This is a genomic window from Pseudomonas sp. MYb2 (genome assembly GCF_002979955.1).
In the GTDB taxonomy this organism is placed as follows: domain Bacteria; phylum Pseudomonadota; class Gammaproteobacteria; order Pseudomonadales; family Pseudomonadaceae; genus Aquipseudomonas.
This window is the reverse complement of sequence record NZ_PCQC01000002.1, coordinates 340118-354185: the sequence shown is the minus strand read 5'-3', so window position 1 is coordinate 354185 and position 14068 is coordinate 340118. Positions and strand designations below refer to the sequence as shown.

17 protein-coding genes are annotated in these 14068 nt (G+C 60.3%); 13 read left to right on the top strand and 4 right to left on the bottom strand.

Annotated features, from left to right (window positions below):
• Nucleotides 1–86 precede the first annotated feature (86 nt).
• Nucleotides 87–1280 (top strand): GAF domain-containing sensor histidine kinase, encoded by a 1194-nt coding sequence (locus CQ009_RS04545; protein ID WP_105705005.1) that lies wholly within the window; start codon nucleotides 87–89, stop codon nucleotides 1278–1280.
• A gap of 270 nt (nucleotides 1281–1550) precedes the next feature.
• Here the strand turns inward: CQ009_RS04545 and CQ009_RS04540 are convergent, their stop codons facing one another.
• Nucleotides 1551–1889 carry a hypothetical protein gene (locus tag CQ009_RS04540; RefSeq protein WP_064389449.1) on the bottom strand — a complete coding sequence of 113 codons (339 nt, stop codon included), beginning with the start codon at nucleotides 1887–1889 and terminating at the stop codon, nucleotides 1551–1553.
• 86 nt (nucleotides 1890–1975) lie between these two features.
• A complete protein-coding gene (locus CQ009_RS04535) occupies nucleotides 1976–2620 on the bottom strand; it encodes an ATPase (protein WP_105705004.1) in 645 nt (214 codons plus the stop codon).
• Between the two features lie 169 nt (nucleotides 2621–2789).
• Here CQ009_RS04535 and CQ009_RS04530 point away from each other — a divergent pair, with 169 nt between their 5' ends.
• From CQ009_RS04530 to argE, 10 genes are all read left to right on the top strand, one after another.
• Nucleotides 2790–3047, top strand: coding sequence for a hypothetical protein (locus tag CQ009_RS04530; RefSeq protein WP_105705003.1), 258 nt, complete (start codon nucleotides 2790–2792; stop codon nucleotides 3045–3047).
• Nucleotides 3048–3077: 30 nt separating this feature from the next.
• Nucleotides 3078–3233 carry a hypothetical protein gene (locus tag CQ009_RS29925; RefSeq protein ID WP_158260940.1) on the top strand — a complete coding sequence of 52 codons (156 nt, stop codon included), beginning with the start codon at nucleotides 3078–3080 and terminating at the stop codon, nucleotides 3231–3233.
• Between the two features lie 106 nt (nucleotides 3234–3339).
• The gene (locus CQ009_RS04525; RefSeq protein ID WP_105705002.1) at nucleotides 3340–4497 is read left to right on the top strand and encodes a GGDEF domain-containing protein; all 1158 of its coding nucleotides are present in this window, start codon (nucleotides 3340–3342) and stop codon (nucleotides 4495–4497) included.
• Between the two features lie 8 nt (nucleotides 4498–4505).
• On the top strand, nucleotides 4506–5003 hold the full coding sequence (locus CQ009_RS04520; RefSeq protein WP_105705001.1) for a PaaI family thioesterase: 498 nt from the start codon (nucleotides 4506–4508) through the stop codon (nucleotides 5001–5003).
• A 77-nt stretch (nucleotides 5004–5080) separates the two neighbouring features.
• The gene (locus CQ009_RS04515; protein WP_064389444.1) at nucleotides 5081–5299 is read left to right on the top strand and encodes a hypothetical protein; all 219 of its coding nucleotides are present in this window, start codon (nucleotides 5081–5083) and stop codon (nucleotides 5297–5299) included.
• A 140-nt stretch (nucleotides 5300–5439) separates the two neighbouring features.
• Nucleotides 5440–5706 (top strand): DUF4880 domain-containing protein, encoded by a 267-nt coding sequence (locus tag CQ009_RS04510; RefSeq protein ID WP_064389443.1) that lies wholly within the window; start codon nucleotides 5440–5442, stop codon nucleotides 5704–5706.
• Nucleotides 5707–6042: 336 nt separating this feature from the next.
• Entirely contained in the window at nucleotides 6043–7362 is a 1320-nt protein-coding gene (locus CQ009_RS04505; protein ID WP_105705000.1) for an NAD(P)/FAD-dependent oxidoreductase, read from the top strand.
• Nucleotides 7363–7418: 56 nt separating this feature from the next.
• Nucleotides 7419–7835, top strand: a complete 417-nt coding sequence (locus CQ009_RS04500) for a RidA family protein (protein WP_008086115.1) — start codon at nucleotides 7419–7421, stop codon at nucleotides 7833–7835.
• 120 nt (nucleotides 7836–7955) lie between these two features.
• A complete protein-coding gene (locus tag CQ009_RS04495; RefSeq protein WP_105704999.1) occupies nucleotides 7956–8633 on the top strand; it encodes a DUF1028 domain-containing protein in 678 nt (225 codons plus the stop codon).
• The gene (gene argE, locus CQ009_RS04490) at nucleotides 8630–9778 is read left to right on the top strand and encodes an acetylornithine deacetylase (RefSeq protein WP_105704998.1); all 1149 of its coding nucleotides are present in this window, start codon (nucleotides 8630–8632) and stop codon (nucleotides 9776–9778) included. Before CQ009_RS04495 ends, argE begins: the two co-directional genes overlap by 4 nt.
• Nucleotides 9779–9796: 18 nt before the next feature.
• Here the strand turns inward: argE and CQ009_RS04485 are convergent, their stop codons facing one another.
• Entirely contained in the window at nucleotides 9797–10708 is a 912-nt protein-coding gene (locus tag CQ009_RS04485; protein ID WP_105704997.1) for a LysR family transcriptional regulator, read from the bottom strand.
• Nucleotides 10709–10967: 259 nt separating this feature from the next.
• On the opposite strand from CQ009_RS04485, the gene CQ009_RS04480 reads away from it, so the two are divergent.
• Complete coding sequence (locus CQ009_RS04480) at nucleotides 10968–12383, top strand: cytosine permease (RefSeq protein WP_064389438.1); 1416 nt, start codon at nucleotides 10968–10970, stop codon at nucleotides 12381–12383.
• 99 nt (nucleotides 12384–12482) lie between these two features.
• Nucleotides 12483–13106: a glutathione S-transferase family protein gene (locus CQ009_RS04475; RefSeq protein WP_105704996.1), complete on the top strand. Its 624-nt coding sequence runs from the start codon at nucleotides 12483–12485 to the stop codon at nucleotides 13104–13106.
• A 61-nt stretch (nucleotides 13107–13167) separates the two neighbouring features.
• Here CQ009_RS04475 and CQ009_RS04470 read toward each other — a convergent pair whose 3' ends face one another.
• Nucleotides 13168–14046: a LysR family transcriptional regulator gene (locus CQ009_RS04470; RefSeq protein ID WP_045122799.1), complete on the bottom strand. Its 879-nt coding sequence runs from the start codon at nucleotides 14044–14046 to the stop codon at nucleotides 13168–13170.
• Between the last annotated feature and the right edge of the window lie 22 nt (nucleotides 14047–14068).

Here is a 14068-nt window from a genome sequence, read left to right as displayed (position 1 = left end):
GCCCCTCGTCGTTTTCGGCCAGCCGATTAGTCATGGCCGGCGATAACGGATAGTCTCTGAGCGAATTCATTGCCAAGCGCCGCCTCATGAACAATCCGGAATTTGTCCCAGATATCGAAGCCATCAGCAGGATTGATGCGGTGCCGGTGATTCTGAGCATGGTCAAACACCTCACCGGCATGCGCTTCGCGGCGGTGGCAAGGGTGACTGACCGCCACTGGGTCGCCTGCGCCGTCGACGACTCGATCGACTTCGGTCTCAGGCCCGGTGGCGAACTGGTGCTTGAATCGACCATCTGTCACGAAATCCGCCAACACCAGCAACCGGTGATTTTCGGCCACGCCAGTACGCACCCGATCTTTTCCCGTCATCACACGCCAAAGACCTACGGCCTGGAAAGCTACATTTCCATCCCGATCGTCAAAGCCAATGGCGATTTTTTCGGCACGCTCTGCGCCATCGATTCCGTACCGGCGAACCTTGATGAACCGGCGATCGCCAAGACCCTCACGCTGTTCGCCCAGTTGATCGCCATGAGCCTGGACACGCAAAGCCATCTGGAGGCCACCAAAGTCGAGTTGGCCAGCGCCAATGAACTCGGGCGTCTGCGCGAGCAATTCATCGCGGTACTCGGGCATGACCTGCGCACACCGCTGAGCGCGATTCGCATGAGCGCCGACCTGCTGCAAACCAAAACCGAAGACAAGCGCTCACTCAATCTGTTGTCGGCCATCCGCAACAGCTCGATGCGCATGGGCGTGCTGATCGAGAACATCCTCGACTTTGCCCGTGGCCGTCTGGGTGGCGGGATTCCGGTCCAGCGCAAACTGGTGGATGACTTGCAACGGACATTGCTGCTGACCCTGGAAGAGGTCCAGGCTTCGCACCCGCGCGCGACCTTCATTCATGAATTGAACGTACCGGCGGGGGTCTATTGCGATGCCCTGCGCATCAGCCAGTTGCTCTCCAACCTGCTCGGCAACGCGGTCACTCACGGCTCGACCAGCGCGCCGATCATCCTCAAGGCGTGTGCCGAGGGCGATGAAATCGTCATCTCGGTGAGCAATCAGGGCACGCCGATTCCGGCGCCATTGATGCCAATGCTGTTCGAACCGTTCTCCCGATCCGAAGCCGGTCAGCGCGGTGAAGGTCTTGGGCTGGGCCTGTACATCGCCGCGCAGATTACCGCCGCACACAACGGCACGTTGCAGGTGACATCCCATGCCGAGTCGGGAACCTGCTTTGTTGCAAGATTCCCGGCGCAATTCAAGTGGGCTTGATCCAGGGCCCTGCGTTTATGCCGTCTGCCGGCGCATGGTCAGGATCGCGGCAACCAGGGTGAAGGTCAGAATCGAGTGAGAATCCATTTTCAGTGCTCGTGATAAATGAGGTGAGGCATATTACAGCAGCCCGTTCCTGCAATGGGTCTTGCCTGTTCTCAGTGAAAAAATTGCAAAAAAAACCCCGCGACCGAATGAAGGCGCGGGGCAAAAAATTGGTTGGTTGCGGCCAACCAAAGGAGCTCTGTTACATACGTGTACGGGAGGAAATCAGATGCAGTCCTGCGCGGCGCGCTCAAAACTCGAAGGCAGGTAGTTCGAGGCCAGCAAGTGGCGCTCGTAGAGGAACACCTTGCCGCCCGTGCCAGCCTTGTAGGCTTCCAGTATGTTGTCCGCCGAAATCTTGCTCGGCACCACGATCCGGTAGCTGCGCTGGGTCTGCGAAACCGTCGGGTTCAGCGCACTGCCCTGCAGTTTCGGCACAACGCAATCGGCGTATTGCGCAGGGGTCTTGCTGGTCTGCAAGGTCAGGGTCGGGTTGTTCGGCGCAGAGGCGCAACCGGCGAGCAACAAGGAAGCAAAAGCCATGGCAGGCACAAAAGGACGCATCGGTGTAATCCTGAAAATAAAGGTTCGGTTCTACCGACAACGGTTCAGCCTCACGGAGCCGCCGTTGCCATTTATGTTTTAAGTGTTCAGCTCGACGCCACCAAGGCCCTGAGCGACACATCGAATTGCTTCAATGCGCTGAGTTGCAGGTCACGCTGTCTGTCGATCTGCGCGGCGATTTGCGGCGCTGCCTGGTCATGCACCCAGACCGAAGGCAATTGTTTCTCGACAGCGCCTTCGGCCTTGCCGATGTATTGCAAGTCGGCGTCGTAGAAGCGTGCGCTGAACCGCGCTTCGACCAGGCTGTTGCGTTGCGTCAGCAAGCGATTGAAGGTGTCGAGCTTGACCACGATGTCCGGATGCGCCTGAATCAGCGCATCGAGATTGTCGTAGACGGTCACCGACAGAAACTGTTGCTGCAACGAACTCATCAACCAGTCGATGGCCAGTTCCGGATCGGAGCTGGCAACGAACGCCTGGCGAATCCGTGTATCGAGCGCATCTTTTGCGCCGTTCAGCGCCATGTCGTGGTAGCGCTCAAGGTATTGCAGGTTTTCCAGAGTATTCTCGCTGAACAGCACACCCACGGTCTGCGAATGCTGCAACGCCGCGCTGCTGCCGGCGATGGCCTGAAGATGACAAGACCCGGCGTTGCCCGCGTAGGCCGGTGCAGTGGCAATCGCGCCGGCCATCAACAGGGCGACCAGAGCCAGTCGGGTCAAAGTCTTCATCGCGCAAATTCCTTGAGCTGCGTGTTCGATGGCGCCGATTTTCCGCTGATTGCCGACAAAGCAGAACTTGCGTTTAGTGATGGTCACTATTACTTCTAGCAATAGTTGCGCGCCGAGCAGACTGCTACACACTCACTACAAGTAGAAAAAGATCAATGAGGATCCCGCTTTGAGAACGTTTGACCTGATCCGCGACGCCGTTCTGCCCGATTTTCGCGAGCGAGTGGCCGAATACCTCGTCCACTATGAAACCGTCTTGCTGGACAAAAACATCTCCGATCCGCAGTTGATCCAGGACACCGCCAATCAACTGCGCGGTTACTTGCGCGGCCTCAATACCACGCGGGTATTGGGCATGGCGTACTGGGAGGAGCTGGATCGTCGAGTGGTCGATACCTGGCTCGCGCAGGCGCAACGTTCGATTTGACTCGCCAACGCCAAGCTCGACTGGACAGCAATGCTTGCCACCATGGCGCCGCTGCTTGAATTCTGCGTCCGGCACCAGACTCTGCCGGCGGTCGAGATGTTGCTCACGCGCCAGGTCAACGAGTCAGTCGAGCATTTGCACCGCGGCAAGGCGCGCCGCCGCGTGGTGCTCGACGCCAGTCGGTAACCGTTCGGCGCGACGGCCGCTGCCGCTCGCGCCAGCCTCCTGCCAAAACCGCCCCAAACGCTTACAATCGCCAGTCTTGCCGCCCCACAGACAGGCCCCAGAAGAAATGCCGCTCGACCCGCCTACGATGTTGACCCTTTCGATCGCGCTCGCGGCCGCTGCCGCGCTGTACCTGGCCGTCGAGTGGCGCAGCATTCGTGAACCTTCGCTGCTGTTCTGGAGCGCCGGGTTCGCCACGATCACCGTGGGTTCCACCCTCGCCCTGCTGCGCAGCAACGGCTTTCTGCTGATCGGAATCTGGTTCGCCAACGGCCTGCTGGTCACCGCACATTTTCTGTTCCTGCTCGGTGTCGCACGTTTCACCCAGACGCGGTTGTCGCGTGCCTGGTTCCTGATTTTCGTGCTTTGGCTGGGGCTGTTGCTGCTGCCGGACGGACCGCAGTGGTCGAAGGTCATGCTGGTGGCCAACTCGCTGCTGGTCGCGGCGGCAACGCTCAAAGGCAGCTTTCTGCTGCGTCCGCACGGCAAGTCGTTGAGCGTCGGCGCGGTGCAGTTGCGTTATGTGCTGCTGATCCACGGCATGTTCTACGTCGCCAAGGCGGCGACCGTGGTGATTCCCGGCACGCTGATCGATCTGGCCGCGTTCAGGGGCGAAATCATCCAGATTTCTCTGGTTGAGGGCGCGATGGCAATCATGTTGATTGCACTGTCGATGACCGGCACCGAACGCTACCGCCGGGAAAAGCAAATCGCCCGCCTCGCCGAGCGGGACCCGCTGACCGCCCTGTACAACCGCCGCGCCCTCGAAAAACGCGCCCCACACCTGCTCGCCGACGTTTCGCCAGAACGCCGCGGCGCTCTGTTGTTGATCGATATCGACAACTTCAAACTGGTCAACGACCTCTATGGCCATTCCGCCGGCGATCGATTGCTCATTGCCCTGAGCGAGATCGTTCGTTCGCTGCTGCCACGCAATGCCTTGACCGCGCGCCTGGGTGGCGACGAGTTCGTCATGTTGCTGAGCAACGTCTCCACTGAGCGCATCGTCGAACTGGGCAACGCCCTGCGCGAGCAGTTTCTCGCGACCGCCTCACAGACTTTCCCCACGCCCGTCGCCGTGACACTGAGCATCGGCGCCAGCCTGTTCGACACACCGCCGGCCAGCCTCACAGCGCTGATCGAACAAGGCGACGCCGCGCTTTATGAGTCCAAACGCGGTGGGCGCAACCGCATACGCCTGAACGGGCTTACTACTCCAGGATGACCCATCGCATGTCCAGCCCCGAAACCTCCCTGCAAGACATCGCCGCCCCGGAAGGCGTTTGCTACGGCTGCGGCGGCAGCAATCCGCAGGGTTTGCACATCAAGAGTCACTGGCATGCAGATGGCGTGCATGTTGTCGCCGAACATTTGCCCGACGCCCAATACTGTGGCTGGCCGCAACTGGTCTACGGCGGCCTGATCGCGATGCTGGTCGACTGCCACTCCAACTGGACCGCCATGGCCTATCACTACCGCAACGAACAACGCGAAGCCGGCAGCCTGCCGCGCATCGACTGCGTCACCGGCAACCTCGGTATCAAGTTCATCAAACCCACCCCCATGGGCGTGACACTGACGCTGCGGGCGAAGGTCGAAGGCGCAGTCGGGCGCAAGAGCCGGGTGATCTGCGAGGTCTATGCCGGCGAGGTGCTCACTGCGATTGGCGATTCGGTATTTGTCCGGGTCGATACCGGGCAACTGGCAGCGGCGGCCCACGGAGAGGGATGATCGCTGCTCAGTGAAAATATCTCGAACTCCCGCCCGACCACCGTATCCAACGTACAGGTCACTGGAGGTTGAGAAAAATGAACAACACTGACGACACCCGCCCCGCAACACCGGCCGTCGACACTTCCGGCAAACCGGTCAATGTGGTGCAACGCGATCTGGCGGACACGGATACAGATACCAAAGCCGTGGACGAGGTGATCACCCCCACCACGAACCGAACCAAAGAGCAGGATGCCGAAACACTGCAGCGCAAGATTGACGAGATCGAGCGCAAGGTTGCCGATGGCAATTAGCTCGCAGTCAGCTATCGATTCAGTAGCTACAGCGACAAAGCGTGCCCGTCGATGAAAAAACGTTCATCACGTGTTTTTTTGACGTTTTTTTATCAAACCGCTTCGTAGAGTGGCTGAATCGACCCAACAGGTAGCGCTCTATGTATACGACCCGACCCGAGGAAACGGACGCAACCGTCCTCGACCAGGCCGCTCATTGGTGCATGCGGCTGCACGACGACAATTGCCGCGCCGACGAGCGACTGGCATTTCAACAGTGGGTGCAAGCGGATCCGCGCCATGCCTTCGAGTACGCGAAAATGCTTGAGATCTGGGATCTCAGCGAACATTTGCCGGCTCAGCCGATGACTGCGAAAACCTTGCTGACCGGCCACTTGTCCGGGCAAATCGAGACGCGAAAGACCTAGGCGCTGTAGCACAACACGGCGCAATCAAATCGGCCCCTGAGTCATCACGCGCGTCTCGATGATGTTCTGCAGCGAAAATCGCCGCGATCAAAGTCGTCCTGGCTTTGTTGCCTGACGGTGGAAAGTATCTGACTCGCGTGATGTCATTCCTTCCCTTCCAGAGGCCTGAAGCCCCGTATTCAAAGGCTTCAACCCATCTGCATCAGAATTTTATCTTCATATCCCAGCTTAATAATATTTTACCGACACCCCCCCCTCTCCCTAGTCTGACCTCAAGCAAAACGGACAAGCCTGACAGCGCCCGAATCCAACTGCCTTGCTAGGAAGGATGTAGAGATGACCACTGAAATAATAACAACAGACACGCTGATCGTCGGTGCCGGCCAAGCGGGCGTGGCGATGAGCGAGCACCTGAGCAAACTCGGGGTGCCGCACATCGTACTGGAGCGCGACCGTATCGCCGAACGCTGGCGCACCGGACGTTGGGACTCGCTGGTCGCCAACGGTCCGGCATGGCACGACCGCTTTCCGGGGCTGGAATTCGATGACATCGACCCTGACGGCTTCGCCCCGAAAGAACGCGTGGCCGACTACTTCGAAGCCTATGCGAAGAAATTCAACGCGCCGATTCGTACCGGTGTCGAGGTCAAAAGCGTGGTGCGCAATGTCGGGCGTCCGGGTTTCACCGTCCAGACTTCTGAAGGCGTGATCGAAGCCAGTCGCGTAGTCGCCGCCACCGGCCCGTTCCAGAAACCGGTGATCCCGGCCATTGCCCCGCAAGACGAACGCCTGCTGCAGATCCACTCCGCTAACTATCGCAACCCGCAGCAACTGCCGGAAGGCTCGGTGCTGGTGGTCGGTGCCGGTTCTTCCGGCGTACAGATCGCCGATGAACTGCAACGCTCCGGCAAGCGCGTTTACCTGTCGGTCGGCGCTCACGACCGCCCGCCTCGCGCTTACCGCAACCGTGATTTCTGCTGGTGGCTGGGCGTGCTCGGCGAGTGGGACCAGGCGGCGATGAAACCGGGGCGTGAGCACGTGACCATCGCGGTCAGTGGCGCCCATGGCGGGCGCACTATCGACTTCCGGGGTCTGGCCCATCGCGGCATGACGCTGGTTGGCGTCACCGAGTCGTTCAATAACGGCGTGGTGACCTTCAAGCAGGATCTGGTCGGCAACCTCAATCGCGGTGACGAAAACTATCTGGCGCTGCTCGATGCCGCCGACGCCTACATCGAGCGCAACGGCCTCGACCTGCCGGAAGAACCGGAGGCCCGCGAAACGTATCCAGAGCCTGAGTGCGTGAAAAACCCACTGGCCGATTTGAATCTGACCGAGGCTGGCATCACCTCGATCATCTGGGCCACCGGGTTTGCCGTGGATTACTCCTGGCTGCAAGTCGCCGCGTTCGATGACAAGGGCAAGCCTGTGCATCAGCGCGGAGTGTCGAGCGAGCCGGGTGTGTATTTCCTTGGTTTGCCGTGGCAGTCGCGCCGGGGTTCGTCGTTCATCTGGGGCGTGTGGCACGACGCCAAGCACGTCGCCGATCACATTGCCACCCAGCGCAAGTATCTGGACTACCGCGATGCCGAGCAGCGTGAAGCCGAGCTGCACGCGCCGACACACAACAAAGTTGCCGACACCGTCGACGCTTGATGTCCTTTTCGCTCCGGCGCCGATTGCGCCGGGCACCCCTGATTCTGGAGCTGCACATGAGCAAGCCAACCCACACGCGCATTCGTATGTTCAACACCAAAGACACCTACCCGAACCAGACCCTGGACAATGATCTGTGCCAGGCCGTGCGTGCCGGTAACACGGTGTATGTCCGTGGTCAGGTCGGTACTGATTTCGACGGCAATCTGGTCGGCCTGGGTGATCCGCGTGCGCAAGCCGAACAAGCCATGCGCAACGTCAAGCAACTGCTCGAAGAAGCCGGCAGCGACATGAGCCACATCGTCAAGACCACCACCTACCTGATCGACCCGCGTTATCGCGAGGCGGTGTATGGCGAAGTGGGCAAGTGGCTCAAAGGTGTGTTCCCGATCTCCACCGGGCTGGTGGTGTCGGCGCTGGGGCAGCCGCAGTGGTTGATGGAAATTGATGTGATTGCGGTGATTCCCGAGTAAGACATCACACCGAGTTGTGGCCATCGCGAGCAGGCTCACTCCTACATTGGGAATGCGTTCACCTGTAGGAGTGAGCCTGCTCGCGATGAGGCCAGCCCAGACACACAAGGAGTTCATTAGATGACCTTTTCAATCGCAGCCCGCTGCGCCGAAACCGGCCAGTTCGGTGTCGCCATCAGTTCCTCCAGCATCGCCGTCGGCGCCCGCTGCCCATGGCTGCTGCCGGGCGTTGGCGCCGTGTCGAGCCAGAACATCACCCTGCCGTCCCTCGGCCCGGAAGTCCTTGCGTTGATGGAGCAAGGCCTGGCCCCGGACGATGCGCTGGACAAAGTCCTCACCCGCAACGGCTACAGCCAGTACCGCCAGATCACCGCGATCAACCACCTTGGCCAGACCGCGCATTTCAGCGGTGCGCAAACCCTCGGCGTGCACAACGCGGTCTCCGGCGAACAATGCGTTGCCGCCGGCAACATGCTCGCCGGGCGCTCGGTGATCGAAGCCATGGTCAGTGCCTTTGAGGATGGCGAAGGGCAACTCGCCGATCGTCTGCTCAAAGCCCTGCACGCCGCGCAAGCGCTCGGTGGTGAAGCCGGCCCGGTGCATTCGGCTGCTGTCGTCGTGGTCGGTGAACAGACCTGGCCGATCGTGAATTTGCGCGTGGATTGGGCCGATGAAGACCCGATCGGCCAGTTGCAAAAGCTCTGGGATGCCTATCAGCCGCAGCTTCAGGACTACATCGACCGCGCCCTCGACCCCGCCAAAGCGAAGGGTTATGGCGTCGCCGGTGATGATCGATGAACAGCGTCGAGTTGCTCAAGGCGCTGGTGGGGTTCGACACCACCAGCCGTGAATCCAACTTGCAGCTGATCGAATTCGTGCGTGATTACCTCGAAGGTTTCGACGTGCCCTGCGCGCTGATCTACAACGATGAGCGCAGCAAAGCCAACCTGTTCGCCACGATCGGCCCGGTGGATCAACCGGGCATCGTGCTGTCCGGGCACACCGATGTGGTGCCGGTCGATGGCCAGCCGTGGACACTGCCGCCGTTTCAACTGACCGAGCGCGACGGCAAACTGTTCGGGCGTGGCACGGCGGACATGAAGGGCTACATCGCCTGCGTGCTCGCCCTGGTGCCGGCCCTGTCGCAGGCGTCCTTACGCATCCCGGTGCACATCGCGTTGTCGTATGACGAAGAAGTCGGCTGCCTCGGTGTGCGTTCGTTGCTCAAGGTGCTGGAGCAGCGTCCGGTCAAACCACTGCTGTGCATCATCGGCGAACCGACCGAACTGAAACCGGTACTCGGCCACAAAGGCAAACTGGCAATGCGCTGCGACGTGCATGGCCATCCGTGCCATTCGGCGTATGCCCCGCTCGGCGTCAACGCCATCGAATACGCCGCCGAACTCATCGGCGAATTGGGTCGCCTCGGCCAGCAGTTGAAGGCGCCAGAGCATCACGATGCGCGTTTCGATCCGCCCTACAGCACCGTGCAAACCGGGCTGATCAGCGGCGGCAAAGCGCTGAACATCGTCCCGGCCGATTGCCGTTTCGACTTCGAAATCCGCGCCCTGCCCTCGCAGGATCCGGCGCTGGTCGCGCAAGCACTGCAAGCCTACGCCGAGCGCGAAGTGCTGCCGCGCATGCGTGCGGTCAGTGCGCAAAGTGACATCCGCTTCAGCGCATTGTCGGCGTATCCGGGGCTGGTCACCGATGCGCAGAGCCAGGCCGCCGAGTTGATTGCGGCGTTCTGCGGTTCAACAGATTTTGGCACGGTGGCGTTCGGCACTGAAGGCGGTCTGTTTGATGCGGTGGGCATTGCCACCGTGGTCTGCGGGCCCGGCAGCATGGATCAGGGCCACAAACCCGACGAGTTTGTCAGCCTCGATCAACTGAAGGCTTGCGATGACATGCTCCAGCGTGTGCTGGCGTTTATCCGCGCTTGAAGCCCGGTCCGACTGTACTCAAGCGTACAGTCGGGCCAACTCCTCTCGGCAATGATCGACGAACAACTGCACCGGTTTGGTCAGTTGCACGCGCCGCAGCCACGCCGCCGACAATCCCGATCCGGTGACGCTCTCCGCCAGTGGCACGCACACGACTTGCTGGCCGTCGTAGGTGTAATCGCTGAACGGCTTGGTCACCAGAATCGAAAAGCCGAAACCATTGCCGACCATGCCGCGCACCATCTCGATCGACGGTGAGCTGAAGACGATATTCGGCGTCAGTCCGCGCTCCTCGAAGATGCTCACGAAGTAGGTTCGACTCGGCACCACGTCGAGCAGGATCATCGGTTCCAGCACCAGATCATGCAGCGAGACCTTCGCCTGTTGCGCGAAGCGATGGTTGGCCGGGAGCAAGGCGTATGGCTGCTGCGGCGGCATCAGCGGCGTGGTTTCGATGGTGCTGTCGAGATCGTGTTCGAACATCATCGCCACGTCGATGCTGCCGGCGGTCAGGGCCTGCACCAGCTCTTGCTGCTCGCCGTCGCGAATACGGATTTCCACACCGGGCCAACGCGCCTTGAAACCGGCGATCAGGCGCGGCAGGTACAGCGGCGCGACGGTTTCGAAACAGCCGATATCGATCTGCCCGGAGACCACGTCGTTGTCGGCCAAAGCGTTCTGTTCGAATTCGTGGGCAACGCGCAACAACTCCAGCGCCTTGCGATAGAAACGTGAGCCGCTGGGTGTCAGGGAAACGCCCTGGGCGTGGTGGCGGATGAACAGCTGCACGCCGAAGCTTTCTTCCAGGTGCTTGATCGCGGTGGAGACCGATGGCTGCGCGATATAGAGCTTGCGCGACGCTTCGGCGACGCTGCCGCAATCGGCGGTGGTGACGAAGTATTTGAGCTGGCGCAGGTTGTAGGCGGCCATGGGAATCTCCAGAAAATCAAAGGATCGCAGCCTTTGGCAGCGCCTACAGAAAGCGGTATGAATTCAGATAAGAGAGAAGCCTGAACATACCGGAGCGGCGCGTAACCCAGAGCATATTTTTTTTAACGTCTGTAGCAACAAACTTACTAATTTATCTATCCCGACGCTTTGCACATGATCACTTCAACAAGAAATGCGCCGCCCGTGCCGGCGCTTGCCGAAGTACGTCCACGTACTCATCCTTGCCTTGGAGTTCGTCATGGCTACCCCTGCAGCATCCTCCGCTCCGCTGATTGAAAAACACACGATAGGATACGTGCCCCCCGAAGATCGCCACGGAAAGGTCAGGGATCTGTTCACGCTGTGGTTCGGCGGCAACATCGCGCCGTTGCCCATCGTCACCGGTGCGCTGGGCGTGCAGTTGTTTCACTTGAATCTGGTCTGGGGCATCGTCGCGATTCTCGTCGGCCATCTGGTTGGCGGCGTGCTGATGGCGCTGCACTCGGCGCAAGGCCCGCAGATGGGCATCCCGCAGATGATCCAGAGCCGCGCCCAGTTCGGCTCCCTCGGTGCGCTGCTGGTGGTGCTGATCGCCGGCGTCATGTACATCGGTTTCTTCGCTTCCAACATCGTCCTCGCCGGCAAATCGCTGCATGGCGTGGTCGATAGCGTTCCAGTGCCGGTCGGCATTGTTATCGGCGCGCTCGGTTCGGGGATCATCGGCATCATCGGCTACCGTTTCATCCACGTGCTTAACCGCATCGGCACTTGGGTGCTGGGGATCGGCATCGTCGTCGGCTTCGGCTACATCTTCACTCATATTCAAACCGATGACTTCCTCACCCGTGGCAGTTTCAACCTCTCCGGCTGGCTGGCCACCGTGTCGCTGGCGGCGTTGTGGCAAATCGCGTTCGCACCGTACGTCTCCGACTATTCGCGTTACTTGCCGGCCGACGTCAAAGTCTCGTCGACCTTCTGGACAACCTATCTGGGTTCGGCGCTGGGCTCGAGCCTGGCGTTCATCTTCGGTGCCGTCGCGGTGCTGGCGACGCCGGTGGGCATGGACACCATGGACGCGGTCAAACTCGCCACCGGCTCCATCGGCCCGCTGATGCTGGTGCTGTTCCTGCTCAGCGTGATCAGCCACAACGCCCTCAACCTCTATGGCGCGGTACTCTCGCTGATCACCCTGGTGCAGACCTTCGCCTACCGCTGGATCCCCACTGCCAAGAGCCGTGCGGTGATCTCGATCATCGTGCTGCTGGCCTGCTGCTTCGCCGCCGTCGGCGCCTCGAAGGACTTCATCGGCCACTTCGTCGATATGGTGCTGGTGTTGCTGGTGGTGTTGGTGCCGTGGACAGCGATCAACCTGATCGACTTCTACGCGATCCACAAAGGCCAGTACGACATCCAGTCGATCTTCCAGGTCGATGGCGGCATCTACGGGCGCTACAACCCGCAGGCGTTGCTGGCCTACGCGATCGGCATCGCCGTGCAGATCCCGTTCATGAACACGCCGCTGTACGTCGGCCCGGTGTCGGCACACATCAACGGCGCTGACCTGTCGTGGCTGGTGGGTTTGCTGGTGACGTCGCCGCTGTACTTCTGGCTGGCCAATCGGGATACCTCCTACCGTCGACGGATGATGGGCGGGAAACTGGCGAGCAGTCTGTGAGATTGATTGTTTAATAACGGAGGCCCGCCATGTGCGGGTCTTCTTCGTTTCGGTGTGGTATTTCTTTACGTCCGACGACTAGAGGGATAGGGATATCCAATGCTGCGAATACTTGGCAAAGCCTCATCGATCAACGTGCGCAAAGTGTTGTGGACGTGTGCTGAATTGCAGATTCCCTTCACGCGTGAAGATTGGGGTTCGGGGTTCAGATCGACGAATACGCCGCAGTTCCTCGCCTTGAATCCATGCGCCATGGTGCCTGTGATCGAGGATGGCGATTTCACCTTGTGGGAATCCAATTCAATCATTCGTTATCTGGTCTCGCGCTACGGCGGCGCGCAGCTTTATCCGTCTGAGCCGATGGCTCGGGCACGGGTCGATCAATGGATCGACTGGCAGGCTTCGGAGCTGAATCGCTCGTGGTCCTATCCGCTGATGTCGCTGGTGCGCAAGTCGCCGGACTATCAGGACAGCGCTGCGTTGGCCACCGGGATCGAACAATGGTCGAAGAACATGCAGATCCTTGATCGACAGCTGCAATCGACCGGTGCTTACGTCAGTGGCAAAGTGTTTTCACTGGCGGATATTCCGATCGGGCTGTCGGTGAATCGCTGGTTCGAAACGCCGCTTGCCCATCCGCACTTGCCCGCCGTCAGCGCCTACTACGACCGTTTGAACCAACGTAACGGTTATCGCCTGTATGGGCGAAACGGCACGCCATAATGAAAAAACCGCTGATCCCGAATTCCGGAATCAGCGGTTTTTGACCTTTTTATTGCAGTCTTCATTCCTCCGCCCGCACGACTCCGCGCTCTTCGAGCAAACGCACAAACATGCTCAGACTGCGCGACACCGTACCGCGCCGCCACACCAGCCACGTCGTCAGGTAGCGGAAATCCGCTGCCAACGGCCAGACACTCACCGTTGCGCTGCCCGGCATGCTCTGCAGCATTTTGCGCGGCATCAGCGCCAGACCGGCGCCTGCACTGACGCATGCAAGCATGCCGTGGTAGGACTCCATTTCGAAGATCTTGCCCGGCACGGCAGCGTCGGTGCTGAACCATTTTTCAAAGTGGTGACGATAGGAACAGTTGGAGCGGAAGGCGTAGATGTTCTCGCCGTTGACATCCGCCGCACGCTGCACGGGGGCGTGATTGAGCGGCGCGATGATGACCATTTCCTCTTCGAAGGCCGGCACGCCTTCCAGCGTCGGGTGCAGCACCGGGCCGTCGACAAACGCCGCCGCGAGCCGCCCGGAAAGCACGCCGTCGATCATCGTCCCCGAGGGTCCGGTGGACAGATCGAGATCGACTTTCGGATGCAACTGGTTGTAGGCCGCGAGCAATTCGGGGATGCGTACCGCCGCCGTGCTTTCCAGCGAACCCAACGGGAACGCGCCCTGCGGTTCTTCACCTGCCACGGTCGCGCGAGCCTCCTGCACCAGGTCGAGTATCCGTCGCGCGTACTCAAGAAAACTCCACCCGGCCGGCGACAAACGCAAACGGCTTTTCTCGCGAATAAACAGATCAACGCCGAGATCCTGCTCCAGCTGCTTGATCCGCGTGGTCAGGTTCGACGGTACGCGATGGATCTGCGCGGCGGCGGCGCTGATGCTGCCGTGTTCGGCAACGGCTTTGAAGATTTCCAGCTGCACCAGGTCCACAGTCATTCTCCAATCATGAAAG